Origin of the sequence: Bacillus cihuensis, assembly GCF_000504145.1 — a bacterium.
GTDB lineage: Bacteria > Bacillota > Bacilli > Bacillales > DSM-1321 > Peribacillus > Peribacillus huizhouensis.
The window spans coordinates 82,856-109,456 of sequence record NZ_AYSD01000017.1 but is presented as its reverse complement, the minus strand read 5'-3'; the positions used below and the strand labels follow the sequence as shown (position 1 = coordinate 109,456).

Here is a 26,601-nt window from a genome sequence, read left to right as displayed (position 1 = left end):
TATATAGCATGATAGGAAAAAGAAATGCTTTTAATCTCATAAGTGCACGATTTAATTGAAGAGTTCTCAGCTATTATGGGAAATGATGATCCTGAATAATAAATTCTACTTAGATACGCTTAGCGGATTACACTCACGATAAATTCATTTACATTTGTGTGATAAATAATCTCTATAAAAAGGAGCTTTCTAATATGAATGAAGAGGTAAAGCTGCAGAAAAGTCTGAAGATACGACACTTGATGATGATCGCATTTGGTGGATCGATAGGCGCTGGTTTGTTTGTGGGAAGTGGGGCTATTATCCAGATTACCGGACCGGCAGCGGTCTTTACAGCATTAATGGCTGGGATTCTAGTTATACTAGTTATGAGAATGCTAGGGGAAATGGTTGTTGCAAAGCCTTCATTAGGTTCGTTTTCAGATTATGCACGAGAGGCAATGGGAAATTGGGCTGGTTTTACGGTAGGCTGGTTGTATTGGTACTTCTGGGTAATCGTTATTGCTGTTGAAGCAATTGCTGGTGCTGCAATATTGAAAAGTTGGATCCTTCCTGATATGTCACTTTGGCTTTTAAATCTATTATTGCTTATTGCACTAACCATAACGAATATATTTTCGGTTAAAGCGTTCGGTGAATTTGAATATTGGTTTTCATTGATTAAAATTGTTGCGATTCTTTTGTTCTTAGCTCTTGGAGGAGCGTATGTTTTAGGATTTCTACCGGGTACAACAATGGACTTTTCTAACTTGACGGCACACGGTGGATTCGCACCACTTGGTTCAGCTGCAGTATTTATCGCTGTCGCCACGATTATTTTTTCCTTCGTTGGTTCAGAGATCGTCACAATTGCGGCGTCAGAGTCGGCTGAATCTGAAAAAGCAGTAGTAAAAGCGGTAAACTCTGTTATTGTTCGAATCATGACATTCTATGTAGGCTCTGTATTTTTAATTGTTACGATCGTTCCATGGAATAACTCTGAAGCGCTTACAAACCCGTACGTAAGTGCCCTCCAAGTTATTGGTATACCTTATGCTGATAAAATCATGAATTTAGTTGTGGTTACAGCTGTACTCTCTTGTTTAAATTCAGGCATTTACACAGCATCTCGAATGTTGTTTGCTTTAGGTGATAAAGGAGATGCTCCAAAGTGGATGCTGAATGTGTCGAAGAGAGGAGTACCATTAAAGGCGATCTTGACTTGTACAATCTTTGGTTTCATTTCCGTGATCATGGCTTTCGTATCACCGGAAACAGTGTTTCAATTCTTGCTAAACTCTTCTGGAGTTATTGCTCTTTTTGTTTACCTACTCATTGCTATTTCTCAATTGATACTACGCAAAAAAATAGAACGTGAAATGCCAGAACGTCTGAAACTGCGTATGTGGGCCTATCCATATTTGACTATCGTTTCTATCATTGCAATGGCTACAATTATTGTGAGTATGGCATTTAGTGCTTCGACTCGTTCACAGTTAATGCTAAGTCTATTGAGTGTAGTTGTGGTTCTACTTCTATATGTGATTAAATCGAACATTGCTAAGAAGAGAGCAGCTAAAAATGCTCTCGTGAATGGAGAGTTATCTGAAGTAGATGTTAAAGTGGAATAATCTATTAAGTGGAGGGGAATAAAAAGCTTTCCCCCTCCAACAGCTATTACTAGAAGTATCAGTGAATTTATTGGAATTGCTATTTAGGTGTAACATGTAATCGATGATAAATTTGGAGGCGAGTTAGACATGAATAAGCATTTGATAACAAATATGACATGGCAGGAATATCAATCTAAAATCAAAGATAATATCTTAATTTTACCGATTGGATCGACAGAACAACATGGCCCGCATTTACCACTAGGTGTCGATTCTATGCTAGCTGAGAGTTATAGTTTAGCGATTGCGGAAAAAATAAATGCTGTCGTTGCCCCTACTGTATCGTATGGTTATAAGTCCCTACCTGCTAGCGGTGGTGGACCTATATTCCCAGGTACGATTGATTTGAAAGGAGCTACCGTCGTTTCCTTAGTCTATGATTTATTGGAGGAGTTTTTACATGACGGATGGCAAAAAATAGTGTTGGTGAGCTGTCATTATGAAAACGAAGCGTTTCTTGCTGAAGCGGCAGATTTAATTACGCGAAATCAAACAGAAGAATTTCCAAAAATTTTACTTGTAAATTGGTGGGATAATTTATCAGAAAACATTTTGCCTTTAGTTTTTGATGAAGTAGAATTCCCGGGATGGGCTTTAGAACATGCCGCAATTGCGGAAACTTCGATGATGATGTACTGTTATCCAGAGCTTGTTCGTGAAGATGCTATTACAGATGAAGGGATTGATATCCCACCTACTTTTCAACAATTTCCACCATCTAAAACATTGATTCCACAATCAGGTAGCCTGCATACAGCAAGATCTAGTACGGCTGAAAAAGGGCGCCTAATTGTCGAAAACTCTACAGATAACATTGTTTCTGTCTTAGAAAATGAGCTTTTTGCTAAAGTGAAAATTACAGATTAATAAACGATACTATTTGGTATGACGAGGCTTTCCTTAGGAGGCCTCTTTTTATTTAAATGAAAGAGATAAGGGATAAATCAGAGAGGCTGTATTTGTAATGCAGTTCCCTCTTGCTTGTTATAGTTCAACATTTTTTTCCGTTTTTTACAATGACGAATCCAGACAATTAGATAATATAGGAATGAACAAAAAGCCTAAATTCTATGCCATTCAAACTAGGGTTTGAAGATATTATAAAACGAAGATCATGAATTATTGAAAATGAACGGAGGAATAATATGTTGCCATTAGAACGAAAGCAACAAATCTTAACATGGTTAGAAGAAGAAGAGACTTTACGAATTTCTGAAATTAGTAAAAGGTTAAATGTGTCGATCATGACTGTCTACCGTGACTTGAAACAGCTAATTGAAGAGAAGAAGGTAATCAAAACATCTAATGGAGTGATGTCAACATCAGAAAATGATGTGACCACGAAAAATTGTTCGTATTGCAATAAGCATTCAAATACGAGATTATCCGTGCAACTCGTCAAAGTAAATAATCGAGTCGAGCATACCTGTTGTGCGCACTGTGCGCTACTACGATATCAAGATATAGAAAAAAAGGTTTCTCAAATTATTTGTTATGACTTTTTAAAAGAAACAACGATAAGTGCTAAGATTGCAACTTTTCTGTTTAATGCAGACATCCAACTGAATCACTGCCAACCACAAGTGCTTATTTTTGAGTCTATGAAACAAGCCAAGCAATTTCAAGTAGGATTTGGTGGCGATCTATATCAATTTCAAGAAGCAATTGACATCGTTAATAAGGTCATGGATGGGGAAAGTTGTCATCATCTTTAATTAATAGTTAGAAGTACCAAATCTTCCCTATCAAAATAATGACTAATGACTCAGTATAATTTGTTGAAAAGTGTAAAAGTTCCGTTTTTTACAATTAATGAACCAATGACTCCGTTATTATTTAGTTATATCAATCGTTTCTTCTTAAACCGGTTGCTTTAGCCTAGAGTTGAAGATGAATTGGATTAGAAGGAATTGTAAATTTAGTAGTTTTTTATAATTATTATATAACTAGATGAAACGGAGGATATTGCATGGAAACTCAAGAACAGGTGTTAAAAAAGGTTGCCCACCCTCTAGAACCACTAACAGGTGAAGAAATTACAAAAGCTGCTGCAATTTTAAAAGCGCAAAAGAACTTAAATGAGAATGCCCGATTTGAACAAATTGGATTACACGAACCTCCAAAAGATGTTGTTTTAAACTTTAAAGAGGGAGATCCAATTAACAGGGAAGCTTTTGCTATTATAATTAATAGAACAGATAGCACTACACATGAGGCTGTTATATCTCTTACAAATGAAGAAGTGATTTCTTTTAAACATGTTCCAGGTGTTCAGCCATCATTCCTTCTTGAAGAATATTCTGAACTAGAAGCACTAGTAAAGAGTCATCCTGACTTCCATGTAGCTCTTAAAAAGCGCGGTATTGAAGATCCAGATTTAGTTATGGTTGATCCTTGGTCTGTTGGATACTTTGGAATCGAAGAAGATGAAGGAAGAAGACTTTTACGTGCTCTATGTTTTGTTAAAGAATATCCTGAAGATAATGCATATGCGCATCCACTTACAGGTTTACTTCCAGTTGTTGATATGAACAAAATGGAAATTGTAAGAATTGAAGATCATGGTGTACAACCAATTGCGCCTAAAAACGCACTTTATAAACCTGAACTAAATGATGAAATCAATGTACGTACAGATCTAAAACCGTTAGAAATCGTTCAGCCAGAAGGTCCTAGCTTTACAGTTGAAGGACATAATATCAAATGGCAAAAATGGGATATCCGTATTGGATACACAGCTCGTGAAGGACTTGTTCTTTATACAGTAGATTATGAGGATAAAGGAAAGAAAAGACCAGTTCTATATCGTGCAGCTTTATCAGAAATGGTTGTTCCTTATGGGGATACGAATCCTGCTCATAACTGGCAATGTGCGTTTGATGCTGGTGAATACGGAATCGGTCAATTGGCAAACTCTTTAGAGCTAGGCTGTGACTGTGTCGGTAACATTCACTATTTTGATGCTGTAATGGCTGATAGCCAAGGTGGCGTTCATCGAATTCCTAATGCAGTTTGTCTTCACGAAGAAGATGCTGGAATCGCATGGAAGCATACAGATTGGAGAACAGAAGATGTAGAAGTACGCCGTTCACGCCGTCTTGTAATCTCATTCTTCACAACTGTTGCAAACTACGATTATGGATTCTTCTGGTACTTCTATACAGATGGAAGAATTGAACATGAAGCGAAGCTAACAGGAATTCTGAATGTTGGTGCACTAGAAGAAGGCGTGAAAACAAGATATGGAGCAGAAGTTGCGCCGCAAGTCTTTGCGCCAGTTCACCAACATATCTTTAACTACCGTATTGATACGCATATTGATGGTCAAAAGAACTCTGTTCAAGAAACAAATACAGTTGCGACACGTCCTGATGAAAACAATCCACATTTAAATGGTTTCTATCATGAAACAACAACATTTAAAACAGAATTGGAAGCACAGCGTAAAATGAACCTTGAAACAGCTAGAGGATGGAAAATTATTAATCCAAACTCTAAGAACTTTATTGGTCAGCCTGTTGCATACGAACTAATACCTGGTGAAAACGCTTCTCCATTCTTACACGAAGAGTCAAGTATTATGAAACGTGCAGGCTTCATTAAAAATCACTTGCATGTTACACAATTTGACAGTGATCAAATATATGCTTCCGGAAAATATCCAAACCAAAATAAAGGTGGAAGCGATAGCTTAGAGCATTATGTGAAAGCGAACCGCTCAATTGACAATGAGGATATCGTTGTTTGGTATAACATGGCTGTTCACCATATTGTTCGCCCTGAAGATTGGCCAGTAATGCCAGTTCACCATATCGGATTCAAATTGAAGCCTCATGGATTCTTTGATGGGAACCCAGCGCTTGATCTTCCACGTGCAACTAAGGATGAAAGCAAGAGCTGCTCTAATACTGAAGGCAAAAGCTGCCATTAAGAAATAAAAAAGTCGCGTGAAAAGGGAATTGATTACAATTCCCTTTTCACCTTCTTATTTAGAGAATGAACAATTTCGAAATATAACACCCTCTTTTAGGATTTTATGAAGATCAGGTCGTTTCGAAGCGAAATAGAGGATATAACTGGTATGACGGTTGTAATGGTATTATGGAAGAGGCGCAGTTTAATCACTGGATAAATTATCTGAATTTTCCGAAAATTCAATCAACTATTGAATTTGATTGCCATAAATCATTACAGTCGTGATTTCAGCTATTTTAATAATCACTTTAGCCTAAACGATCGATAAATTCATTCAACCAAATCACCAAGAACATCATTCCTGATGAAAAATTCTGTTAAAAGTGGCGGGTTCACATAATGATTCGAGATGTCAATGCTTCTTCTTTTGTTAACTTGCCAAGAGAACATGTCTTACAAAAGTTTAACAATAACTATATGAGGTGAAATTATGAGAGAACAAGGAGCTATGTTGAAAGCTGAAGTTTTTGAAGAAACTATGTATTCGTCTTCGGAACAGTTATTTGTGGATCAATTGTACGCGGATTTGGACGTCAGGCTTGCTGAAATTGAAAGTAAGGACTATGAAGTGAAAAGAATGACGTGGAAAGATACTTCTTTATCCTTGTTTTTAGTAGAAATTATTAGTGTATTTTTAGTGTATTTAATTATGAATTTGAATTGAATAGCCTCGTAATTGGAATTGGAAAGCGCTTTCTTTAAAAGGGGGGATTTGTATATGAGTGATAATAGTATATCAAAAGACGTTGCATTTGGATTTTTACCAGCGAGAAAAGGGGATCGAGTACTAGGATTTTGGAGTCTACTTCTCATCCAACTCGGGACAGGGTTATCATGCTTTAGCCTGCTTACTGGTGGAGCTACAGGCGCCTTATTGGATGCTAAAGATTCCATTGGCGCCATCTTATTTGGAAATGCGATTCCGATGATGTTAATTATTCCTATTGCTATTTACTTTGCACGATACGGAATTGACACCATTATTGGCTTTAGGAGTTCTTTAGGGTATCTAGGGTCTAAATTGTTTTGGGGCTTGTTTGCCGTAACGACATTAGGATATACGGCGTTTACGATGTTTATGTCAGGTGAAGCAATTGTAACCATATTAAGCATGTTTCATGTTAGCAATCTATTGACAACAAGTAGTTTTGGAGCACCTTTTTTCTCAGTTGTTTTAATACTTCTTTGTCTATTCGTCACATCCAAAGGTCCAATTATGATTAAATATTTTAACTGGGTCGGAGCGCCGGCCATGTTTGTTTTGGTTTTAATATTGCTAGGAGTCGTTTTATTTGGACAAAATTTAGATAAGGTATTCGCCCTTCAGCCTATCGAACCGTATGACTCTGTTGGGAGATCGTTAGCGACAGCAATTGAATTAAATGTAGGGCTTGGTTTTTCCTGGCTCCCTTATTTGGGTCAATATAGCCGTCTAGCTAAAGATGAAAAGGGTGCATTTAATGGTGGGTTTCTAAGCTATGGAATCGGTTTATGCGTTGCTGCTATTTTAGCCGTTTTTATGACGCTTGTTACAGGGTCGATCAATCCAACTGATTGGATGACACAAATGGGCAGTGCTTGGCTTGCTATAATGGGATTAGGGCTTTTAATTTTAGGCAATGTTACGGCAGCGATTTTCTTCATGTACGCTCAGGCAATCAGTTTTAAAACGATATTTCCTAAACAAAAATGGGGAATGGCTTTAGCAATGAATGTGCCCGTTATCTTGTTAGTGCTTACTCCTGCCTTTTATAATTCGTGGAATGTTTTCATTGTCATTATTGCATACATTATGTCGGTAATAGGTGGAATTGTCGTAGTAGACTTCTTCTTGGTCAAAAAACAAAATATTTCCGTACGAGATTTATATGATACAAATGGAATTTATAAATATTGGTATGGGATAAATCCATCAGCCGTATTAAGTGTAACCGTTGGCACAATCTTTTATTGGAGTGTGTATAATCCATTACTGGATCAGCCAAGTGGAATCTTTATTTACATGACTGCGGGTATTCCAACGTACTTTGTTGCAGGCGGTTGTTATTACATTGCGTCTAAATACATTTTCCGATCGAAGGCAAATAAAGTTAGTCAACTTGATATTGCGATACGAAAGAGTAGCTAAGTTTGTTTATTTTAAGCATGCTATTTATTAGCCCATGCAAGGAATAACGGAAGGCTATGCTAATAAGGAAGCAGTATGAAGGGCGACCGTTATGGCCGCCCTTCTTTAAATGTGTGATGGTTATTTCATTCTGAATGCTGACATAGGAGTCCCTAATTCTATGATCTCCTATCTAGTAGCTTGTATATGGGTTTAGTTACTTAAGTACATTGGAAAGAGTAGCTTAAGCCACGTAATAATGCATATTCCTGGTAAAATTCAATTTACATTTTCAAAATCGATAGATGTTAAGATCTTATTTTTTCAAACAACGACATTGGCTTTTCTGCTCCAAGTTTGTTCAATTCAAAAAAATGTTTTTTGTATTCAACAATAGAAAATTCTCCATAAATATAACTTTTTTGAATAAAATCTAGTAATTCATTGACATGTAATGGGGGTTGTTTTTTTGCTAGTTGAAAGCGATGTATTAAATCTTCTACTAACATAGTAATCCACTCATTTCAATTAAATTTTTAAATGTATGCGTTTACATAAAGTGTAACACATCTATGTATTGGAGTTATTTTTTTAGAAAATTCAAACTTACGACACTTTTTTACAGTATTTTTGCTGACTTATCACGCACATATTTGGTTTGATCATGAAGAAGTTAAAAATGAATATTTATTAATCAAGCCATCTGTTTTTTTATTGTATTAAATCGCTTATTGTTTTTCACTAAATAAAACCTTTGATACATAAGGGGTTAAAGAGGTTACATCGTACATAATTGGTTCTAAAGCGTACTTTTTTGGTTTCACCTATGAAGATTATACGGTAGAGAATACAAAACAAGACAATTTGTTGAAAGGTTTTGAAAAACAATTGAATAAAGTTTGAGACTCTCCCTCTAGCTGATCAAGATAGTAATGTATGACAGGACAAAATTTTAGTAAAGAAGCGATAAGACTTCTAACCATAGTGACTACGGGGATCACCTAATCCATAACTGATCGATAGATTGGTATTCTTAAGAATCCCTAATTTCAAACAACCATAAGGACGCTAAAGAGGGGGAGTTAATTGTAAGTCATTGTATATAGTATAAGAATTCATACTTTTATGGTGTATGATAGTGATAATAGAGGAGGGATAACCAATGAGTCAAATTCGTGGAAAGAGGTTTAATTGTGAAAAAGAATTAACACTTTCTATTATCGGGGGAAAATGGAAGATGCTGATTATGTGGCATCTAGGGAAAGAAGGGACAAAAAGATTCGGAGAATTAAAATCTCTCATACCTGCCATCACTCAAAGAATGCTTGTCAGTCAGCTTCGTGAACTGGAAGAAGATCTCATTGTCAGTCGTAAAGTTTATCCTGTCGTACCACCAAAAGTAGAATATTCGCTAACGGAACGAGGCCATACTCTAATCCCGATTCTCGAATCCATGTATGTATGGGGAAAAGATTACACGGAATTTGTTTTAAATCATACGCTAGAAAGAACAACTGAAAACTAAAATGAAAGCGTTCTAAAAATAATAAATCATGGTCAGGATCTCTATCAGTCATACGGATCGAGGATTCTAGCTAATTAATTCAGTTAGTATATTTTTAATACCATATGTTATTAAAGTGCGTACTTTGTTTTCTGAAAATGGGAACATATAATTGATTCAGCACCTATCAAATAATAAACAAACTTTATAAGGAGTGACCCATTCATGAAATTACAATTAGCACTAGATCTAGTTAATATTCCAGAAGGTATTGAAGTTGTAAGAGAAGTAGAAGCATTTGTCGATGTAGTAGAAATCGGTACACCTGTCGTGATTAACGAAGGGCTTCGTGCTGTAAAAGAAATGAAAGAAGCATTCCCTAATTTAACTGTTCTTGCAGACCTTAAAGTTATGGATGCAGGTGGTTAACAAGTATTAAAAGCTTCAGAAGCAGGCGCAGGCATTGTTACGATCTTAGGAGTAACAGATGATGCAACAATTAAAGGGGCTGTTGAAGAAGCAAAGAAACATGGCTCTGAAATTCTTATTGACATGATCAACGTAAAAGATCTTGAACAACGTGCGAAAGAAGTAGACGCTCTAGGCGTTGATTATATCTGTGTACATACTGGATACGATTTACAAGCTGCAGGAGAAACTCCTTTTGAACAATTAAGAGCAATTAAAAACGTCGTGAAAAACGCTAAAACAGCTGTTGCAGGCGGGATTAAATTGGAAACGCTTCCTGAAGTAATTCAAGCTCAACCAGATCTAGTAATCGTAGGTGGCGGAATTACAGGTGCAGCAGATAAAAAAGCAGTTGCTCAAGAAATGCAACGTTTAATTAAAGAGGCGGTGACTGTTTAATTATGCAAACAACTCAATATACTGAACTCGTTTTGCAAGAGCTTCAACGAACAGCAGCGCTCGTTCGTGATGAAGATGCTGAACAACTCGTAAATGGCATTTTGAACGCAAAGAAAGTGTTTGTGGCAGGAGCTGGAAGATCAGGATTTATGGCTAGATGTTTTGTCATGCGGATGATGCATATGGGGTTAGATCCATATATTGTCGGTGAAACGGTGACACCTAACTTGGAAGAAGGCGATATCTTTATCATCGGCTCCGGATCTGGTGAAACGAAAAGCCTTGTTGCTATGGCAGAGAAAGCCAAAAGCATCGGTGCGACCGTAGCAGCTGTGACGATATTTCCGAACTCCACAATTGGTGATTTAGCAGATATCGTCATTGAGATCCCTGCTCAAGCGAAGTCTGGCGTCGATACGGGGAATAAATCCATTCAACCAATGGGCTCTTTGTTCGAACAAAGCCTTCTATTGTTCTATGATTCTATTATTCTTCGCTTCATGGAGAAAAAAGGCATGGATTCCGATAAAATGTACGGGCGTCACGCGAATTTAGAATAGTAGCGAGTCATATGTTGTTCGTGATCCCTTCCATTAAATCGTAAGAAAAAGTTACACTTTATATGATTCATTTTGGAAGTACTCTTTTATAAAGACAGCAACTTATTAATATCTCAATCAAGGAGAAAATGTATGTCGGAGGTTATTCGGAAGTCTGTTGCATTGCTCACCACCATCGTGCCGACTGAGGATCAAGAGGAGTGGAGTGCGACTGAAGTAAGCCGCCAACTTGATATTCCTATTCAAACGGTGCATCGATTACTTTCAAGTCTTGCTGAATACGGTTTTGTCTTTCAAAATCATGAAACCAAAAAGTTCCGTTTAGGTTTTACATTGATGCAATTAGGGTTCTCGATACGGGATAATTTAGCCATTCGAAATAGCGCACTTCCGACTATGGAAAAGCTGATGAAAAATACCGGAGAATCCGTTTATTTAACCGTTCCAGAAGGTACTGAGGGAGTAATTGTTGACTGTCTTCATAAGAATTTGCTTTCAAAAGAGAGAGAGATTGGAACGAGAACACCATTATGTGTTGGTGCATCAAATCAAGCCATTTTGTCTCATTTAAGTTCTGATATGAAACAGCAGATTATACAAAAGCTTGTTGAGCAGGGTGAAATAAGTGATGTACACACATTGGAAAGCGAATTAAAAAGTATTACGAAATGGAAGATTGCTAACTCTTTTGGAGAAATGACTAAGGGAACGGTTACTATAGCGGCACCTATTTTTTCTTGGGAGGGAAAAGTAGTAGCTTCCATCAGCACTGTTTTTACCGAAACAAATATTAAGGATCAACGATTTAAATATATGATGAGTGAAGTGAAGAAGGCAGCAGGTGTCATTTCTGAAGAATTGGGATGGTTAAAATCCAGTTAACTGTTTCTTCACTTTCTTTCTACATAATTAAATGAATAAGTATCTTTCTATGAAATAGAGTTCGATTGAGTAAACAATAAACGAGTGGATAAGGAGTGTTACTAATGAGCCAATCAACAGAAGCAAAAAACTATAGCTATTTGAGCCAAAAACCAGGGATCCAAATTTTTAAACCAGGTACTTTTGACAAAATTGAATTGGATGGACTTTTAGGTAAGCCAGAATTGAACAGCCAAATCATCGATGTCCCTGTTACAGCAACGGCAAATCCACTTACAATCGGGTTCTTCTCTATGCAACCAGGAGATGAATTTGAATTCGTATATGAATTTTTAGAATATAAAGTGATTACAAAAGGTAAATTTGTCTTGCGTGACAAGCAAGGAAACAAATATATAGCTGAAGCAGGCGATGTTGTTCTATTCACACCTAATGTTCCAGTTATTTTTGATGGTGAAAGTGATGGAGAAGCGATCTACACGAAACATGCTGCTGCTGATGCTGCATTTATGAAATAAGAATAGTTGACTGTCAAACAACAGGATCAGACTTTATTTGAAGACCGTAAATAAAAGAGCGTGTTTAGGCAGCTTTCGTCCAGTTCATACGGGCGGAAGTTGCTTAATTTTGTTATTCAATATAGGCATAACAACCCAACCATTTGATTTTCTGACAATTCCACTTTTCATGTTTTTGGTTTTAGACGACTCTCCCTTCTTGCTAAAAAGACAATACTGACTCTTGCAATCTCTCTTCTAAAGATATATTACATTTACATAACAAGAAGGTTTGATATCCAAGCATTCATTCAATAAATAAAAGTAATATTTTTAGAAAATATTATATTATCAGAAAATTAGTTTGTAAAAACGCAGTATTTTGTTATATAGTGTAAGAAATCATACTTTCATGATGACTTCTATCATGACAGAGGCGGGGATAATGAATGAGCCATACTCGAGAAAAGACGTTTAATTGTGAAAAAGAATTAACACTTTCTATTATCGGCGGGAAATGGAAGATGCTGATTATGTGGCATTTAGGGAAAGATGGGACTAAGAGATTTGGAGAGTTGAAATCTCTCATACCTGCCATCACTCAGAGAATGCTTGTTAGTCAGCTTCGGGAATTGGAAGAAGATCTCATTGTCAGTCGTAAAGTTTATCCTGTCGTCCCACCAAAAGTTGAATATTCACTTACGGAACGGGGGCATACTTTAATCCCGATTCTCGAATCTATGTATGTGTGGGGGAAAGATTATACGGAAAGCGTGTTAAATCATACACTAGAAAAAACAAATGAACTATAAAGAAGCAGACCGTTTTTTATGACAATATACGCTAAAAATCATGATAGACAAGTAACAAAATCAGCTTTTATTCAGGTAATATAGACAGAATACTAGGAAGAAAATGATTTATTAATCCCAATAGTATATTTTATGACACAATATGATAAAAAAGTGCGTACTTTGTTTTCAGAAAATTAAGACATATAATAGATTTAGTACTATTATTAACTACTTTTATAAGGAGTGTCCTATTCATGAAGTTACAATTAGCACTTGATCTTGTCAATATTCCAGAAGGTATTGAAGTCGTTAAAGAAGTAGAAGCGTACGTAGATGTTGTCGAAATCGGTACACCTGTCGTGATTAACGAAGGGCTTCGTGCTGTAAAAGAAATGAAAGAAGCATTCCCTAATTTAACTGTTCTTGCAGACCTTAAAGTTATGGATGCAGGTGGTTATGAAGTATTAAAAGCTTCAGAAGCAGGCGCAGGCATTGTTACGATCTTAGGAGTAACAGATGATGCAACAATTAAAGGGGCTGTTGAAGAAGCAAAGAAACATGGCTCTGAAATTCTTATTGACATGATCAACGTAAAAGATCTTGAACAACGTGCGAAAGAAGTAGACGCTCTAGGCGTTGATTATATCTGTGTACATACTGGATACGATTTACAAGCTGCAGGAGAAACTCCTTTTGAACAATTAAGAGCAATTAAAAACGTCGTGAAAAACGCTAAAACAGCTGTTGCAGGCGGGATTAAATTGGAAACGCTTCCTGAAGTAATTCAAGCTCAACCAGATCTAGTAATCGTAGGTGGCGGAATTACAGGTGCAGCAGATAAAAAAGCAGTTGCTCAAGAAATGCAACGTTTAATTAAAGAAGCAGTTACTGTTTAAATCTAATAAATTTAACAAAAATCAAAATAAAAAACTAATAGGAGTGTTAATAATGAGCCAATCAACAGAAGCAAAAAACTATAGCTATTTGAGCCAAAAACCAGGGATCCAAATTTTTAAACCAGGTACTTTTGACAAAATTGAATTGGATGGACTTTTAGGTAAGCCAGAATTGAACAGCCAAATCATCGATGTTCCTGTTACAGCAACAGCAAATCCACTTACAATCGGGTTCTTCTCTATGCAACCAGGAGATGAATTTGAATTCGTATATGAATTTTTAGAATATAAAGTGATTACAAAAGGTAAATTTGTCTTGCGTGACAAGCAAGGAAACAAATATATAGCTGAAGCAGGCGATGTTGTTCTATTCACACCTAATGTTCCAGTTATTTTTGATGGTGAAAGTGATGGAGAAGCGATCTACACGAAACATGCTGCTGCTGATGCTGCATTTATGAAATAAGGATTATCACATCCTAAAGTAGCTGAAAACGACAAAAATTTTATGTACTAAAAGACATTCTATAGGTAGTTTGGTTCCTATAGAATGTTTTTTCTAAAAAAAGACGAATCTTTTATCAAGGAGAGAAAATAATGGAAAAAAGTACTCCTACCCCTATAAAAGCAGAAATTCCTAATCGGCCTAAAGTCGACCGTTTCCCTTTCCCATTTAAGGGAGACTCCCATGATTTTTCAAACAACTCCACACCACTTGATCCGCCGTTTGTGCTTGATATTACACCTGAATATATTGAGGAAATCAAACTAAAGCGGCAACTTCTAGATAGCAGAAAAGAACAAACCTATCAATCTTACCCTCATTCTATTGAAGCACAATGGGAAATATTAGAGATGATTATGGATGAGATGGCATCCATTCACCCGAATTATTTCAGTGTCTTTAAAAATGGAAATCAGTGGACGTTCCAAAATAACATCCTTGAAGAAGAATATTCATTTACTTTCGGCGATTGTTCCAGTTTACCGTATGAGCCATTAGACTTTATTGGTCGCCATGTTCAAGCAGATTTGATTTATCTTGCACAAAAAGACGGTGATCTTTTCCTTGACGCGGGACAATTATGTTTCCCAGCCAATTGGTCCCTGGCATTCGATCTAGGTATGGACTTTTTATCTATTCATTTTCCTGTGCCATCCCGTTTTACGAATACTGGGTTAGCTGAGAAAATCCGCGGATTCATTTTAAGAATGGAAGCTGGAAAACCGTGGACTCGATTTAATTGGACAATGACCGTTGAGCCAATTCTTGGTACATCACCTGAAACGTTTGATGAGTGGGGACCGAAAAAAGACGATGTAACAAGTGAAAATGCAGGAAAGCTAGTATATTTTAGGGTTGAAGATCAGAGATTATTCCGTCTCCCACGTAGCAATGGAATTTTATTCAGTATCCATACCCATATTATTTCATTAGAAGAATTAACCGAAAATCGCAAATGGACGGGCCAACTTCGCAATGTACTAGTTGATTTGGCAGATGATATAGCAGAATACAAAGGTTTACTTTTCTATAAAGATCAATTAGTCACATATTTGGAAAAAAAGCTAGAAGAGACTTTTTCAAATTAACTAAAGGGATGAGGACAATTGAATACAGTTAAAGGCAGAGTAATACAAGTAGAGAATTCATTTGATCAAGGATTTATAGCAGAAGTGAAATTGCTTTCCGGTTCTAATTCTCAAACGATAGGCTTTGCGAAGCAAATTATATGCAATCAAACTCAGTACAAGCTTCCTGTTTATTTGGTTGAAACCGGTAAACAGGAAGGAACATATCGCCTTGTCATGAATACAACAACTTATCCAAAACAAGAAAAAATGCGCTTAGTAGAAGAGCTCAAAGATCAGGAATTTGAATTGGTAGTCGAGGAAGATCCATACTTTGAACTTCATCATAGCTGCGAAAAAATGCTATTGCTTATCGATCAATCGGCCCTGTTTGTAAATTTGGCTGAAATTGATTTTCTTTCATTAAAAAATATAGAATTTCATGTATTTGTGTTAGCTGAGGAAAAAGATCCTATTTTGGATTATCTTCAACAGAAGCATGGTCATCGCGTAACTATGTTATCATCTTTTGTTGCTGAAGACGTTCAAGACGTTTTGGATAAACAATTAATTGGTACAAAATTGTTTATATCTGGGGATTGGTCCATGGTTCGAGATGTTAAACAAGTTGCATATTCAGTAGGGTTTACAGATGCAGAAATACAAACAAAAGAGATTGGAATCAAAGAGGAAAAAGTATATTGTGTAAAATGTTACAATCATAATCTGAAGACAAACAGTGATGAAATAACATGTGTACATTGTCATACTGTCCTCGATGTTTCTAATCATTTTTCAAAAAGACTGGATGCATACTTAGGCTATATCCATGTGGTCTAAGTTTAGAAAGGAGAGTTGACAAAATGGCTACGGGTACCATTGATGTTATTGTAGATAAAATAACAATTGAATCGCCATCAGTTAGAAGTTTTCAGTTAAAAGCAGCAGACGGTTCTGCTTTGCCACGTTTTAGCGGCGGCGCCCATATTACGACAAAGATTAAGAGTGAAAAAAACCTCTTTGAACGCCATTATTCATTAACAAATGATATCGATCAAAATGAATATTATCAAATTGCTGTGGGCCGAAATACAAACTCAAGAGGCGGTTCTGTGTATTGGCATGATCAAATAAAAGAAGGCGATCAACTAGAAATAAGTTATCCGAAAAACCATTTCCCTCTTAGCTTTAGTGCCAAACATCATGTCTTTATTGCGGCTGGTATTGGGATTACGCCGTTTCTCGCGATGGCGTCTCATTTAAAAAAGCAAGGAAAAACGTTTGAATTACATTATGCAGCTCCTTCAAAAGAATTGTGCGCGTTTTATCCTTTTCTGTCATCTGTTTATCCAGAAGAAACTCATTTCTACTTTTCCAGAACCGATCGAAGAATGACAACGGAAGTGATGAAAAACCAACCAATCGGCACTCATGTTTATTTTTGTGGAACGGAAGGAATGGTAAAGGAATTTGCAGAAGCTGCAAAATTATATGGATACCCTGAAAGTAGTATTCATTTTGAGCTTTTCACACCGCCGGATTTTGGTCCATTGTATGCATTTGAAGTGGAATTGAAACAAAGTAAGCAGGTTCTTCAAGTTCCTGAAGGAGCCACTTTATTAGATGTTTTACTGGAAAATGATATTGACGCACCCTATTCTTGTAAAGTTGGTGGATGTGGCAGCTGTCAAGTGAATGTGTTAAAAGGAGAAGTCGATCATAGAGATGTGTTTCTTACCGATGAAGAAAAGAAAGAAGCGAATGTCGTTTTGACATGTGTTTCAAGAGCCAAAGGATGTCTAGTTTTGGACTTATGAGATGAATGAATATTCTGATATAATCATTAAAATGTTAGTACACTGTATTGAACGTGTATGAATCAGGGGAGTGCAACCTAATGAAAGCCCTTACTTATTTCCCATCTCAACCCGAAGTTCAGTATAAGATGGATCATTATATCGAGCAGAGACCGTTAAATCGTCTCATCGGTAAAGACATAGCCTTATATTATCAGTTTACAACCCAAAAAGAAACAATCAATCCTTTTGCACTTATACCTGATGGTTGCTTTGATTTATTATTTTGTTGTTGTCCAAAACATTCATCTATTTTTCTATGGACAAGCCCACTGGAGCGGAGAGAACAGCAACTTGATTTTCAAGAAGGCTGTGAATATTTTGGTGTTAGATTTCAACCTGAGCAGGGGCTTTTGAAAATAAACTATTCCATGAGGGATCTTCTAGGTAAAAAAATCCCTTTAAATGATCTTATATCTGTTGATCCATTCCTGATGGAGAATATATTACATGCAAGTAGCTTTGTTGAGAGAATACGTCTATTTGAAGTATTTATTAAAAGCATGATGAATCAAAACAGTAGTCAGAATGTTATGAATTATTGTATTAAAAAAATTTACTTATCGAACGGGAACATTAGTATAAACGATTTAACGGAAGATACCGGATATTCAGATCGGTATATTCGCAAGAAGTTTGCAGAGGTGATCGGCTTTTCACCAAAGCAATTTAGTGAAATTGTTAGATTTCAAAATTCATTAGCGATGATTTTTGAAAATAATGCTCATAATCTAGCGGATATCGTATATCAAAATGGTTATTATGATCAGGCGCACTTTATTAAGGGCTTTAAGAAATTTGTACATGTAGCTCCGACCCAATTTATAGGTAGCCTCTATCGCTGACAGAACGATGTGATATAAATCGGTTAGTATCATATGTGCAAGGTGGATGAAAAATGGCGAAAGTAATTATGGAGACTGATCATTTAATTCATGATGAATGCAGTGTAACCTCCACTCAAAATAGAAAAAGTCACAATTCTGCAACTGTAAAAAGAAATTTAACAACACGTTTAAATCGCATAGAGGGTCAAATACGAGGAATTAAAGGGTTGATTGAGAAGGATACGTACTGCGATGACGTCATAACCCAGATAGCAGCAACTCAAAGTGCCCTAAATAGTGTTGCTAAAATTTTATTAGAAGGGCATCTGAAAACCTGTGTAGTAGACCGGCTGAATGAGGGGGATTCAGAAGTTATTGATGAAGTACTAATAACCGTTCAAAAGCTAATGAAACGATGAGAGCGACATGAATAGAGACAGAGTAATGGTCTTTATGTAGCTTGATATTGAGACAATATAGAAAGTTTGATAGACGCTAAAGAAACAGCGAATTGTGATATTGAATAAGAATCTTTTGAAAAATAAAGAAATCAAACATTTCTGGAGGGAAATCTCCTCTTATATTTCCTTCCAGAAATATTTGGCATGCAACCAAATAGAAGAGTAAATCTCCTGAAACCAACCGCCTTATGAAAAAAGGCCTTTTACACCATCCTAAGATGCCAACTTTGTGAAAGTAAACGAAATCGAATTGTATATGATACAAAAGCTAGCTGTTTTTAAGCTAGCTTTTTATGTTCATGTCGTTGTTCTAACCGTATTTCAATTTTTTCAATTGCTTGTTTATCATTAAGTAATTCTTGTTTATTCTCTTGCAAAAGGTCTTTAAATGATTTCTTGTTAAGCTTTTTCAACATGATACTCCTTTCCCTACTTTCTAAAAAAACACTTACTTCAATAATAAAATTATTCTGTTATTTTTGTGTGACAATCATTCAATAGTTTTGTAAATTATTGTGTTTTTGAGGGAGTCTAGTCTTTGAGGCAGAAGTTCATGTCGATTGAAAACTAAAATTCTATATGTATATCTGTTTAAATGAAAGAGGTGACGATTATTAAAAAACATAATTAATTGACATTGATAATCATTTTCAACTATACTTAAATTATATTGAAAATAATTCTCAATTAGGCAGGTGGGTTTAATGAAGGTATTCATTGGATATATCAGTTTATCTGGTAATACAGAGAAAATGGCTGTAATCATTAAGGATAGATTGGCTGCTGCTGGATGCAAAGTAGAAATGGAAAGATTGGATAGGTTAGAAACCGATACCTTAAAGGACTATGATTTGGTCTTTATCGGTTCATATACATGGAATAAGGATGAATTGCCATATGAGGCAATAGAATTTTATGAAGAACTCGGACAGGCAGATGTTTATGGAGTAAAAGTGGCATGTTTCGGCTCTGATGATTTATCCTATACAAATGCCTATACAGCTATAGATATGCTATTGAAAAAAATGAAGGACCACGGGTCAAATGTATATGGTGAAACTTTAAAAATTCATCAAAAGACTACTACATATAATCAAATAAAGAGGTGCGAGGACTTTGCTGATCAGGTTCTTATGTGGAGTACCAAACGGAAGAAATGGCGATTATTTTTGAGAAGTCGTGCACTGAACATCCTGCATTATGCAAAGCCTGCATCTTTATGAAGGAGGATTCTTCATGATGAATCAAACAAATATATATGAAACACCAAATAAAGAAGAGTTGATTCAAGAACTATTGAAATGTGGAATTTATAAAAAATACGATAAAAGTTATATGAACTTCCCATTTTTGTTCTTGAACGAGAATTCAACCATGTAAGAGGTGAATTGTGAATGCATCGAAAGAGTAAAAATTTTAATGAACTTGTCAAAGAAAACCGAGAACGTTTGTTGAAAGATAAAAATGAATTGGAGCGTATTTTTAAAAAACTAGATCAAAATGCAAGAATTGCATTAAAAAATGAAAATGGCAAAAAAGAAATAAATAATAACACTACTTAATAAAGTTCCCCAAACGCGGAAAACAACGTCTTCCGCGTTTTAGTATTATTTGCTTAATACCGGTTACTTTGTTTTGTATCGGGAAAGACGATTATTTTTTTAAAACAAGGTAATCTTCCAAAGATTTACCAATTTCTTGGTTAATAAGCTTAGACTTATCCTCCTCTTTCCCCCTAGCTGCAATGTTACCTACTTCAATAGCCAGGTCAGCATCCATATAGAATGAGGTGAAGACTTTTCGTCTTTTTCTTCGGTACCTTTTTTTCCAGACGCTAAGTTCCTAAAGTAATTATCATTATTAACAATAACAACATTGTTATTGTTGACATATGTTTTATTTTCGTTGTCAACATCAATGTCTTTGTTATTGTTGTCATCCTGTTCTATATCATTAGAATTAAAGAACGCCTGTGTAGCATATGGCTTTTTTATTTTATTTTTGAGGTTGTTTTTGCTAGGCACGTTTTTTTAACCCTTGTACAAAGGGATTGTAGAATTCTAATGTGTTTTTCAGTTCTGAGTTTCCTTCAAATCCTGATACATATAGTCTGTATCAGTTAAAATACTTTAACAGTTGTCTTTATATAGCAATACTTTTTGGATTCTGCTAGATTTATAGGTTCATAATTCTATTAAATAAAACTTGATACTGACAAATAAAAAGGCAATTTCCATTCGCTAAAGGCAAGGGGACCGAGTTTTAACGGAAATGACTTTTATCCTGTATCACACCTCTCACACGGAAACAGATAAAATAACAAATTAGATACGCCTATTATAAAATGAAAGAGATTTAACCAGCATTGGATACATAGCAATGATATTCAAACATTTATTTAACCTCCCATGATAAGGTAACCTTTAATATATAGGTGTAAAAGAAGCTTTTTATTATTATGATGTCCTGGATAATTTTCAACCTCATCCTGAATATACTGTCCTTGGTTCGATCGAGGCTGAGGGTACCATAACTGCGGAGAATATATTTGAAACATTTGCTGATATGGAATCATACGATTATGATACTAGTAATGATTAGGGTTCAATTGTGGCAGGGGTTGATATTCCGGGTATTGGGCGTTTTGATGGTATACCAATTTTTCAAACTAGAAACTTTTAGTATAGTTTATAATTCTAAAATATATTAAAAAAGAGGATAGTAGCTCATATATTGAACTAATTATCCTCTAATAACCATAGTACATTAATGTAAAAAGTTCGATCAAAAATCCTGTACTGAAATACAGGATTTTTTTTATTCAGCAATCGGGCCATATGATTGAACTACAACTTCTCAGCCATATATTTATTGAAATATATGGCTTAACCTAATGGAGTTATGTATGAGTTTTTGAAAATAGGTGTTGAAAGCCGAGATTGGCTGTAACCATTTTTAAAGTCGATGCAAACAATATAAGAAGGTGGGGGGTGATTGTACAAATGAATACTCTTATTATCATGACGTGTGTCGTGGTTTTTACAATTATTATGATTCTAAAAATGGTTGATAAAAAATCTGAGTATATAAAATGGGGGTTAGGAGTTGAATGTGGCTGTTTTTACAGTTCTCGCTTTACTGTGAACAAACAGGGTATTACTCTTATCGGATATCAGAAGGTTTTAGGTGTAGATAGTCCTATACAATATTCAGTCGTGGAACAAAATTGGTGGGGAAAAACAAAAGTATATGGCCAAGTTGTTGTTTACGGAGATTATAAAAGTCCGAACTGTTTTAATATCGCGTTTACAAATATTCCATACGGAGAGGAATATAGAATTGAGGTCTTAAGTAATTGTAATATTTCCAGGGGTAAAATTAAAATTATGACGGAATAACATACTGTTAATTGGATCATTATCTTCAAATTTATCCGTCGAATAGAATCTTTCCAATACAGTATCCCGAGGCTGCTGACAATAACCCAAGGCAATAGCTGCTTATTATATAGAGAACAAAAAGGACATGCCGTCTGTTTTTCTTGAACATCAATAATTCAAAATTCAAGGTAGAGAAAGTGGTGTATGCTCCTAAAAAACCTGTACCCACTAATAGACTAACAGGAATAGATAACCACTCAATTGCTGTGAGGATTCCCATAAAAAAAGAACCAGTAATATTAACGAATAATGTTCCGATTGGAAAAAATCTTGAGAAATAAATAGTGACCAAATACCTTACGATTGCCCCGACAAATCCACCGAATCCGATCAGCCATATATGATTACCCATGACGATCAACGCCCTTCTTCCTAGGTTCTGTGAGAATAAACCCTAAATAAACAAGGAAATATCCCATAATAGAACTAACCATTACATATAAAAATGAACGAAAGATTTCTCCTTGCTCGATATAATGAATAACTTCCATACTAAAAGTTGAAAAAGTTGTAAACGCTCCTATAAGTCCCGTTCCTAGACCCATGACCACCCAATTTGGGATTTCATAAGCTCTTGCTAGTCCTTGAAGATAACCAAATAAAAAACATCCTATTGCATTTACGCAAAGGATTCCAATAGCAAAAAAACTACCAAAACTTATGAACCAATCCGTGATTAAATATCGTAATATTGCACCTATAACTCCACCAACACCTATCGCAACATAATTCATAGGCACCCGTCTTTTCTTTTTTTACTTGTACATTTTATGCAAAGTAAGTAAAAAAAGAATCAGATGAACAATTTGTTCATCTGATTCGATATTAATCCTCGTCATTGTCATACCACTCTTCTTCCCATTCATCAGATTCATGCTCAGAGCACCATTTATAATCTCTTTTGTAGAAAGTTTTTATATAATTGTTTAACATCCTATATCTTAATTTTTTTTGGTCTTCTGTTAGAGCACCTGACCAAGCGTATACCTCAATTAAATCAATATAATCTTTGTAAATGCGATTATAAATAGTGTCAAGCTGTTTCTTTTGAGCTGCGGTGAGATTGGTATTTCTTGTGCAGTTCATTTCAGGGTCATACGTAACTGTTTTCGATTGTTTGGGATGATTGACACCTTCTGCTTGAGTCATCTCATTTACAGAAAAAAACAAGGAACTGAAGGTGAATACAAAGCAGCAAAGCCATTTATTTATCATTTCAGAACCCCTTTTATCGTTTTGCGTAATCAACTTAAGTAATTCAATATAGTATATTAATCATCATATCGATCGTCCTCTTCATGCCGATCATCATCGTCATTAGTGCCTTCTTTTTCAACCTCTAGAACTTTCCCCGTAATTTTATCGATTTCTATTTCATATCTGCCATCTTTCGCTTGAACGATAATTTCATATTTAGTCTTTCCATCGTCTTCTTCTGTTGTGGCGCTAATGATTTTGCCACTAACTTGTTCCAGAGCAATTTGTTTAGCTCTTTCCATGTTGATTTCAGGGGGACTGACCTCTTTTGCCTCGACAGTCTGACTGTTTAGATTTAAAAGTAGACTAAATATTATTAATAATATGAACCTTAGAGTATTCCTCATATTTTCACTCCTTTTCTTTTAGTATGCGAAACTTATCTTGAATTATTCAGGCAATCATCTTCGGAATTTTCCTTAAAATAAACTTTCGTCTATACCTTGGACATATATACGCATACCTTATTAGAAGCAAACCTGTACAATCATACAGATATGTAATTGGGCATACAAAGGAGTTGTAATATGTTTAGTTTAAATGGGTCGGAAATTAGTCATTTCTTATTCGCGATGGGCTGTTTACTTGCTTGTGCTCATTTATTTGGATATATAGCACAACGCTGTTACATTCCTAAGGTTATTGGCGAAGTTTCAGCAGGGTTGGTGCTCGGTCCGACATTGTTGGGTCATTTCTTTCCAGATGTATTTCATTGGATTTTTTTGGGCTTTCCGGGTGAAGACAAGTTGTTTGGGCTTCTATATCAATTTGGTTTACTAATGCTTATGTTCAGCTCAGGACTTAAATTTCAGAACAATTTTAGCAGAGAGGATATGAAAATTACTTCGGCCTTAGTCTTTGGTTCGACCATACCTGCTTTTATTGTTGGATGGTTGGCCACCGATTTGTTTAACGTCTCTTCTTATTTAGGGACGGCGCAAGATATACTCGCTATGAAAATTGTCATGGCTGTTTCCATAGCTATAACCTCCATACCAGTTATATCTAAAATTTTCAATGACTTGGGTATTATGAACACACGGTTTGCAAAGATCGTTATTGCATGTGCAGGCATACATGATGTTTTCTTATGGGTTGCCTTAGGCTTTGCGACAGCTCTTGCAAGTAATGAGGGGATGTATACCTTTGGTACAGGGTTTAAAAGTATATCTTTAAGCTTAGGATTCATAGCCGGAACATTACTATTTGGATACTTCTTATTTAATCGACTTACCTTTCTGAAGCATAATTTATTATTCAAATCATCTAATCTTGGCTACTTCTTATTTACGATGTTCATGCTAGCTGCAATAGCCGGATTTGTACATGTAGAAACCATTTTTGGTGCGCTTCTAGCTGGAATAGTTGTCAAGTTAGCAATGCCTAAAGCCGTTTCAGAGAGAATTGAATATGAAGTTTCTAATATTTCTTTTTCCTGGTTTATTCCCCTTTATTTTTCAATAGTCGGATTACAGCTGAATCTTGTTAACCACTTTGATCCACTCTTTTTCCTCGGCTACTTATTATTTGCTACGCTAACACAAACAATTGCTGTCTATATAACATCGCGAATGATAAAGCAAGATCCACTTACGAGCATCAATTTAGGAATAGCTATTAACGATCGTGGGGGACCAGGGATCGTTCTTTCTTCAGTCGCTTATTCTTCAGGGATTATTAACCAGGAATTTTTTGCGGTTCTTGTTATGTTAGCCTTAGTCACTTCTTGGTTTCCTGGAACTTGGCTTCGTTTTGTCGTAAACAAAGGTTGGAGATTAATGCCAGGTGATGAGATAAAGAAGTTGGATGAACAATCCGTTAACAAAGCAGCTTTATCTGATGTTGAAAAATTAAAATAAGTCATTTTGATAAGAAGAGAAAGGTCTTTGCTTTTTTTATTACAGGAATATTTATTCGTTGTGTTTAAGTTGTGTATTAAGAAGTTTTATTGAGTAACTACCTTTAATACTAGCTAATTTCTTTAGAAATAAGGGGCTTAATAGATGTTGGTAGTCTATTGTTTTGGGGTGGCACTACAGCCTGTAAGAAAGGAAAATATACCTTTATATATGTAAATACTAAAGGCCAGAGCCAATAAATTAACAAGGTCTGCTTGTTTAGTAGGCTATTCTCCCTTGTCTATTCAATGCATCAATTACCATCTCTTTATCATTGGGGATGTTTTTTTATCAAATGATTCTTGCTATGTCCAATTTCTTTTTATAGTGGTTGTTTTTGTAGAAAAGTGAAAAAAGATTTCTGTAGACCCACTCGCATACTACTTGTCAGTATGTTTAAATGTTTAAGGGATATAATGGAAGTGGCTCTATGGACCAGCAAAAATATCATGATGACTTAAAGCTTGGAGAACGTGGAGCTATTATAAGTATTCATGCTTATATATGATTATCTGCCTTAAAGTTAGTGATTGGGTATACGGAAAATTCAGATAACTTAAAGGCCGATGGTTTAAATAAAACAACCGATATTATTGCGTTTATTATGGTTTAAATTGTATTGAAACTTTCTCAGAAGCCTGCAGATTTTGGACCATCCTTAGGGTCATTGAAAGGCCAAATTTGAAGCCGAGTATGATAAGAAATAAAATATAATTATCACTTTTATCTTTAACCTATATAATTTCATTAAGCTCCTTTTAAAATGGGTCAGTCAGTATGAAGCAATAGTGCGCTTCACTTTAATATCAGAAGCAGATCAGTAGCGTCTTTTCTGATGCAGTTAACGGCATTCGTTTAATTAAGTAATATTAAAAGAAGCAATATTATCTTTAAGTTGGTGATATTGTGGAACAAGTAATAAAGAAATCTTATCTCCAAACAATGGAAAGCAAGAGATAATAAAACGAACAGATGTGAAATTCCATTATAGGGCGAGGGACAAACTAACGGTAGTCCACATGTTTTTGGGTGAGTACATCTTATAGTAATTAATTTAAATAACCGATTGAGAAAGCAATAACAAAGAGGGAGGAATTACCTAACTAAAGACCGTACTACAGGGGGAGAATAAATGGATTGGTTCCTACATAACATGCCGATTATATCTTTAGTACTTGGTGTAGCATTACTCTTATTCTTAAACATGAAAGTGAAGCTTCACAGTGTCGATGCTCCAATCATTTCAGCTATATTAGTCGGGATTTTAAATGGCATGACTCCAACATCTATTGTTGTGACAGCGAAAGCCGGTCTTGGAAGCACTCTTGGTAGCTTAGCACTTATTATTGGTTTTGGTGCCGTACTTGGAAAATTAATGGTTGACTCTGGTGCTGCACAACGTATTGCATCAGCCCTATTGAAAAAGTTTTGTGTGAAAAATGTTCAATGGGTGCTCAATATTGTCGGATATAATTTGACTTAATTGTCGAGAGATTTCAAACCTCGGAGAATAAGATATAAATTATCGATTAGGAAAAAATGAGCAAATCATAGGA

31 protein-coding genes and 2 pseudogenes are annotated in these 26,601 nt (G+C 35.6%); 26 read left to right on the top strand and 7 right to left on the bottom strand.

Annotated features, from left to right (window positions below; all coding sequences use genetic code 11):
• The first annotated feature begins 194 nt into the window (after positions 1 to 194).
• The 6 genes from V179_RS27030 (at position 195) to V179_RS0104100 (ending at position 7,755) form a co-directional block, all read left to right on the top strand.
• A complete protein-coding gene (locus V179_RS27030; protein WP_051404833.1) occupies positions 195 to 1,610 on the top strand; it encodes an amino acid permease in 1,416 nt (471 codons plus the stop codon).
• Positions 1,611 to 1,739: 129 nt separating this feature from the next.
• Entirely contained in the window at positions 1,740 to 2,519 is a 780-nt protein-coding gene (locus V179_RS0104120; protein WP_028390398.1) for a creatininase, read from the top strand.
• A gap of 278 nt (positions 2,520 to 2,797) precedes the next feature.
• Positions 2,798 to 3,367, top strand: a complete 570-nt coding sequence (locus tag V179_RS0104115; RefSeq protein ID WP_028390397.1) for a DeoR family transcriptional regulator — start codon at positions 2,798 to 2,800, stop codon at positions 3,365 to 3,367.
• 254 nt (positions 3,368 to 3,621) lie between these two features.
• Positions 3,622 to 5,583, top strand: a complete 1,962-nt coding sequence (locus V179_RS0104110) for a primary-amine oxidase (RefSeq protein WP_028390396.1) — start codon at positions 3,622 to 3,624, stop codon at positions 5,581 to 5,583.
• A 474-nt stretch (positions 5,584 to 6,057) separates the two neighbouring features.
• The gene (locus tag V179_RS0104105; protein WP_028390395.1) at positions 6,058 to 6,291 is read left to right on the top strand and encodes a hypothetical protein; all 234 of its coding nucleotides are present in this window, start codon (positions 6,058 to 6,060) and stop codon (positions 6,289 to 6,291) included.
• Positions 6,292 to 6,345: 54 nt separating this feature from the next.
• A complete protein-coding gene (locus V179_RS0104100; RefSeq protein ID WP_028390394.1) occupies positions 6,346 to 7,755 on the top strand; it encodes a purine-cytosine permease family protein in 1,410 nt (469 codons plus the stop codon).
• 287 nt (positions 7,756 to 8,042) lie between these two features.
• Here the strand turns inward: V179_RS0104100 and yppF are convergent, their stop codons facing one another.
• Positions 8,043 to 8,243 (bottom strand): YppF family protein, encoded by a 201-nt coding sequence (gene yppF, locus V179_RS0104095; RefSeq protein WP_028390393.1) that lies wholly within the window; start codon positions 8,241 to 8,243, stop codon positions 8,043 to 8,045.
• A 653-nt stretch (positions 8,244 to 8,896) separates the two neighbouring features.
• Between yppF and V179_RS0104090 the strand changes: the two genes are divergently transcribed.
• The 13 genes and pseudogenes from V179_RS0104090 (at position 8,897) to V179_RS0104030 (ending at position 18,408) form a co-directional block, all read left to right on the top strand.
• Complete coding sequence (locus V179_RS0104090) at positions 8,897 to 9,259, top strand: winged helix-turn-helix transcriptional regulator (RefSeq protein ID WP_028390392.1); 363 nt, start codon at positions 8,897 to 8,899, stop codon at positions 9,257 to 9,259.
• Between the two features lie 204 nt (positions 9,260 to 9,463).
• Positions 9,464 to 10,105, top strand: a pseudogene (gene hxlA / locus V179_RS27025) (3-hexulose-6-phosphate synthase).
• 2 nt (positions 10,106 to 10,107) lie between these two features.
• Positions 10,108 to 10,665: a 6-phospho-3-hexuloisomerase gene (gene hxlB, locus V179_RS0104080; RefSeq protein ID WP_028390391.1), complete on the top strand. Its 558-nt coding sequence runs from the start codon at positions 10,108 to 10,110 to the stop codon at positions 10,663 to 10,665.
• A gap of 132 nt (positions 10,666 to 10,797) precedes the next feature.
• Positions 10,798 to 11,547, top strand: a complete 750-nt coding sequence (locus V179_RS0104075; protein ID WP_028390390.1) for an IclR family transcriptional regulator — start codon at positions 10,798 to 10,800, stop codon at positions 11,545 to 11,547.
• 104 nt (positions 11,548 to 11,651) lie between these two features.
• Positions 11,652 to 12,065, top strand: a complete 414-nt coding sequence (locus V179_RS0104070; protein ID WP_028390387.1) for a hypothetical protein — start codon at positions 11,652 to 11,654, stop codon at positions 12,063 to 12,065.
• 428 nt (positions 12,066 to 12,493) lie between these two features.
• Positions 12,494 to 12,856: a winged helix-turn-helix transcriptional regulator gene (locus V179_RS0104065; RefSeq protein WP_028390389.1), complete on the top strand. Its 363-nt coding sequence runs from the start codon at positions 12,494 to 12,496 to the stop codon at positions 12,854 to 12,856.
• Positions 12,857 to 13,092: 236 nt separating this feature from the next.
• Positions 13,093 to 13,734 (top strand): 3-hexulose-6-phosphate synthase, encoded by a 642-nt coding sequence (gene hxlA, locus V179_RS0104060; RefSeq protein WP_028390388.1) that lies wholly within the window; start codon positions 13,093 to 13,095, stop codon positions 13,732 to 13,734.
• Between the two features lie 52 nt (positions 13,735 to 13,786).
• On the top strand, positions 13,787 to 14,200 hold the full coding sequence (locus V179_RS0104055; RefSeq protein WP_028390387.1) for a hypothetical protein: 414 nt from the start codon (positions 13,787 to 13,789) through the stop codon (positions 14,198 to 14,200).
• 131 nt (positions 14,201 to 14,331) lie between these two features.
• Positions 14,332 to 15,327: a heme-dependent oxidative N-demethylase family protein gene (locus V179_RS0104050; protein WP_051404832.1), complete on the top strand. Its 996-nt coding sequence runs from the start codon at positions 14,332 to 14,334 to the stop codon at positions 15,325 to 15,327.
• An 18-nt stretch (positions 15,328 to 15,345) separates the two neighbouring features.
• Positions 15,346 to 16,146 carry a dimethylamine monooxygenase subunit DmmA family protein gene (locus V179_RS0104045; protein WP_028390385.1) on the top strand — a complete coding sequence of 267 codons (801 nt, stop codon included), beginning with the start codon at positions 15,346 to 15,348 and terminating at the stop codon, positions 16,144 to 16,146.
• A 23-nt stretch (positions 16,147 to 16,169) separates the two neighbouring features.
• Positions 16,170 to 17,123, top strand: a complete 954-nt coding sequence (locus tag V179_RS27020; protein WP_034300501.1) for a PDR/VanB family oxidoreductase — start codon at positions 16,170 to 16,172, stop codon at positions 17,121 to 17,123.
• 80 nt (positions 17,124 to 17,203) lie between these two features.
• A complete protein-coding gene (locus tag V179_RS0104035) occupies positions 17,204 to 18,007 on the top strand; it encodes a helix-turn-helix domain-containing protein (protein ID WP_028390384.1) in 804 nt (267 codons plus the stop codon).
• Positions 18,008 to 18,075: 68 nt separating this feature from the next.
• Entirely contained in the window at positions 18,076 to 18,408 is a 333-nt protein-coding gene (locus V179_RS0104030) for a metal-sensitive transcriptional regulator (RefSeq protein WP_200868655.1), read from the top strand.
• A 320-nt stretch (positions 18,409 to 18,728) separates the two neighbouring features.
• Here V179_RS0104030 and V179_RS29605 read toward each other — a convergent pair whose 3' ends face one another.
• Positions 18,729 to 18,863 (bottom strand): FbpB family small basic protein, encoded by a 135-nt coding sequence (locus tag V179_RS29605; protein WP_407637227.1) that lies wholly within the window; start codon positions 18,861 to 18,863, stop codon positions 18,729 to 18,731.
• A 291-nt stretch (positions 18,864 to 19,154) separates the two neighbouring features.
• Here V179_RS29605 and V179_RS27015 point away from each other — a divergent pair, with 291 nt between their 5' ends.
• Genes V179_RS27015 through V179_RS30495 form a run of 3 tightly spaced genes read left to right on the top strand, consistent with a single transcriptional unit; the run spans position 19,155 to position 20,012 of the window.
• Positions 19,155 to 19,673 carry a flavodoxin domain-containing protein gene (locus V179_RS27015; protein ID WP_051404831.1) on the top strand — a complete coding sequence of 173 codons (519 nt, stop codon included), beginning with the start codon at positions 19,155 to 19,157 and terminating at the stop codon, positions 19,671 to 19,673.
• 13 nt (positions 19,674 to 19,686) lie between these two features.
• Positions 19,687 to 19,830 carry a hypothetical protein gene (locus V179_RS30965; protein ID WP_154663990.1) on the top strand — a complete coding sequence of 48 codons (144 nt, stop codon included), beginning with the start codon at positions 19,687 to 19,689 and terminating at the stop codon, positions 19,828 to 19,830.
• A gap of 14 nt (positions 19,831 to 19,844) precedes the next feature.
• On the top strand, positions 19,845 to 20,012 hold the full coding sequence (locus tag V179_RS30495; protein ID WP_152534694.1) for an FbpB family small basic protein: 168 nt from the start codon (positions 19,845 to 19,847) through the stop codon (positions 20,010 to 20,012).
• A gap of 189 nt (positions 20,013 to 20,201) precedes the next feature.
• On the opposite strand, the gene V179_RS0104005 is transcribed toward V179_RS30495, so the two are convergent.
• Positions 20,202 to 20,474, bottom strand: a complete 273-nt coding sequence (locus tag V179_RS0104005) for a hypothetical protein (protein WP_028390382.1) — start codon at positions 20,472 to 20,474, stop codon at positions 20,202 to 20,204.
• Positions 20,475 to 21,452: 978 nt separating this feature from the next.
• Between V179_RS0104005 and V179_RS0104000 the strand changes: the two genes are divergently transcribed.
• Entirely contained in the window at positions 21,453 to 21,848 is a 396-nt protein-coding gene (locus V179_RS0104000; protein ID WP_152534693.1) for a hypothetical protein, read from the top strand.
• A 31-nt stretch (positions 21,849 to 21,879) separates the two neighbouring features.
• Here V179_RS0104000 and V179_RS0103995 read toward each other — a convergent pair whose 3' ends face one another.
• The 4 genes from V179_RS0103995 to V179_RS27005 form a co-directional block, all read right to left on the bottom strand.
• Positions 21,880 to 22,242: a fluoride efflux transporter FluC gene (locus V179_RS0103995; protein WP_028390380.1), complete on the bottom strand. Its 363-nt coding sequence runs from the start codon at positions 22,240 to 22,242 to the stop codon at positions 21,880 to 21,882.
• Entirely contained in the window at positions 22,235 to 22,624 is a 390-nt protein-coding gene (crcB, locus tag V179_RS27010) for a fluoride efflux transporter CrcB (RefSeq protein WP_051404829.1), read from the bottom strand. The genes V179_RS0103995 and crcB overlap by 8 nt, the downstream gene beginning before the upstream one ends.
• A 91-nt stretch (positions 22,625 to 22,715) precedes the next feature.
• A complete protein-coding gene (locus V179_RS0103985; RefSeq protein WP_028390379.1) occupies positions 22,716 to 23,105 on the bottom strand; it encodes a hypothetical protein in 390 nt (129 codons plus the stop codon).
• Positions 23,106 to 23,161: 56 nt separating this feature from the next.
• Complete coding sequence (locus V179_RS27005; RefSeq protein WP_051404828.1) at positions 23,162 to 23,494, bottom strand: PepSY domain-containing protein; 333 nt, start codon at positions 23,492 to 23,494, stop codon at positions 23,162 to 23,164.
• A gap of 180 nt (positions 23,495 to 23,674) precedes the next feature.
• On the opposite strand from V179_RS27005, the gene V179_RS0103975 reads away from it, so the two are divergent.
• The 3 genes and pseudogenes from V179_RS0103975 (at position 23,675) to V179_RS0103970 (ending at position 26,528) form a co-directional block, all read left to right on the top strand.
• Complete coding sequence (locus V179_RS0103975) at positions 23,675 to 25,006, top strand: cation:proton antiporter (RefSeq protein WP_028390378.1); 1,332 nt, start codon at positions 23,675 to 23,677, stop codon at positions 25,004 to 25,006.
• Positions 25,007 to 25,475: 469 nt separating this feature from the next.
• Positions 25,476 to 25,724: pseudogene (locus V179_RS31500) on the top strand (cation transporter); the annotation flags it as partial.
• 453 nt (positions 25,725 to 26,177) lie between these two features.
• Complete coding sequence (locus tag V179_RS0103970; RefSeq protein ID WP_028390377.1) at positions 26,178 to 26,528, top strand: GntT/GntP/DsdX family permease; 351 nt, start codon at positions 26,178 to 26,180, stop codon at positions 26,526 to 26,528.
• Positions 26,529 to 26,601: the final 73 nt, after the last annotated feature.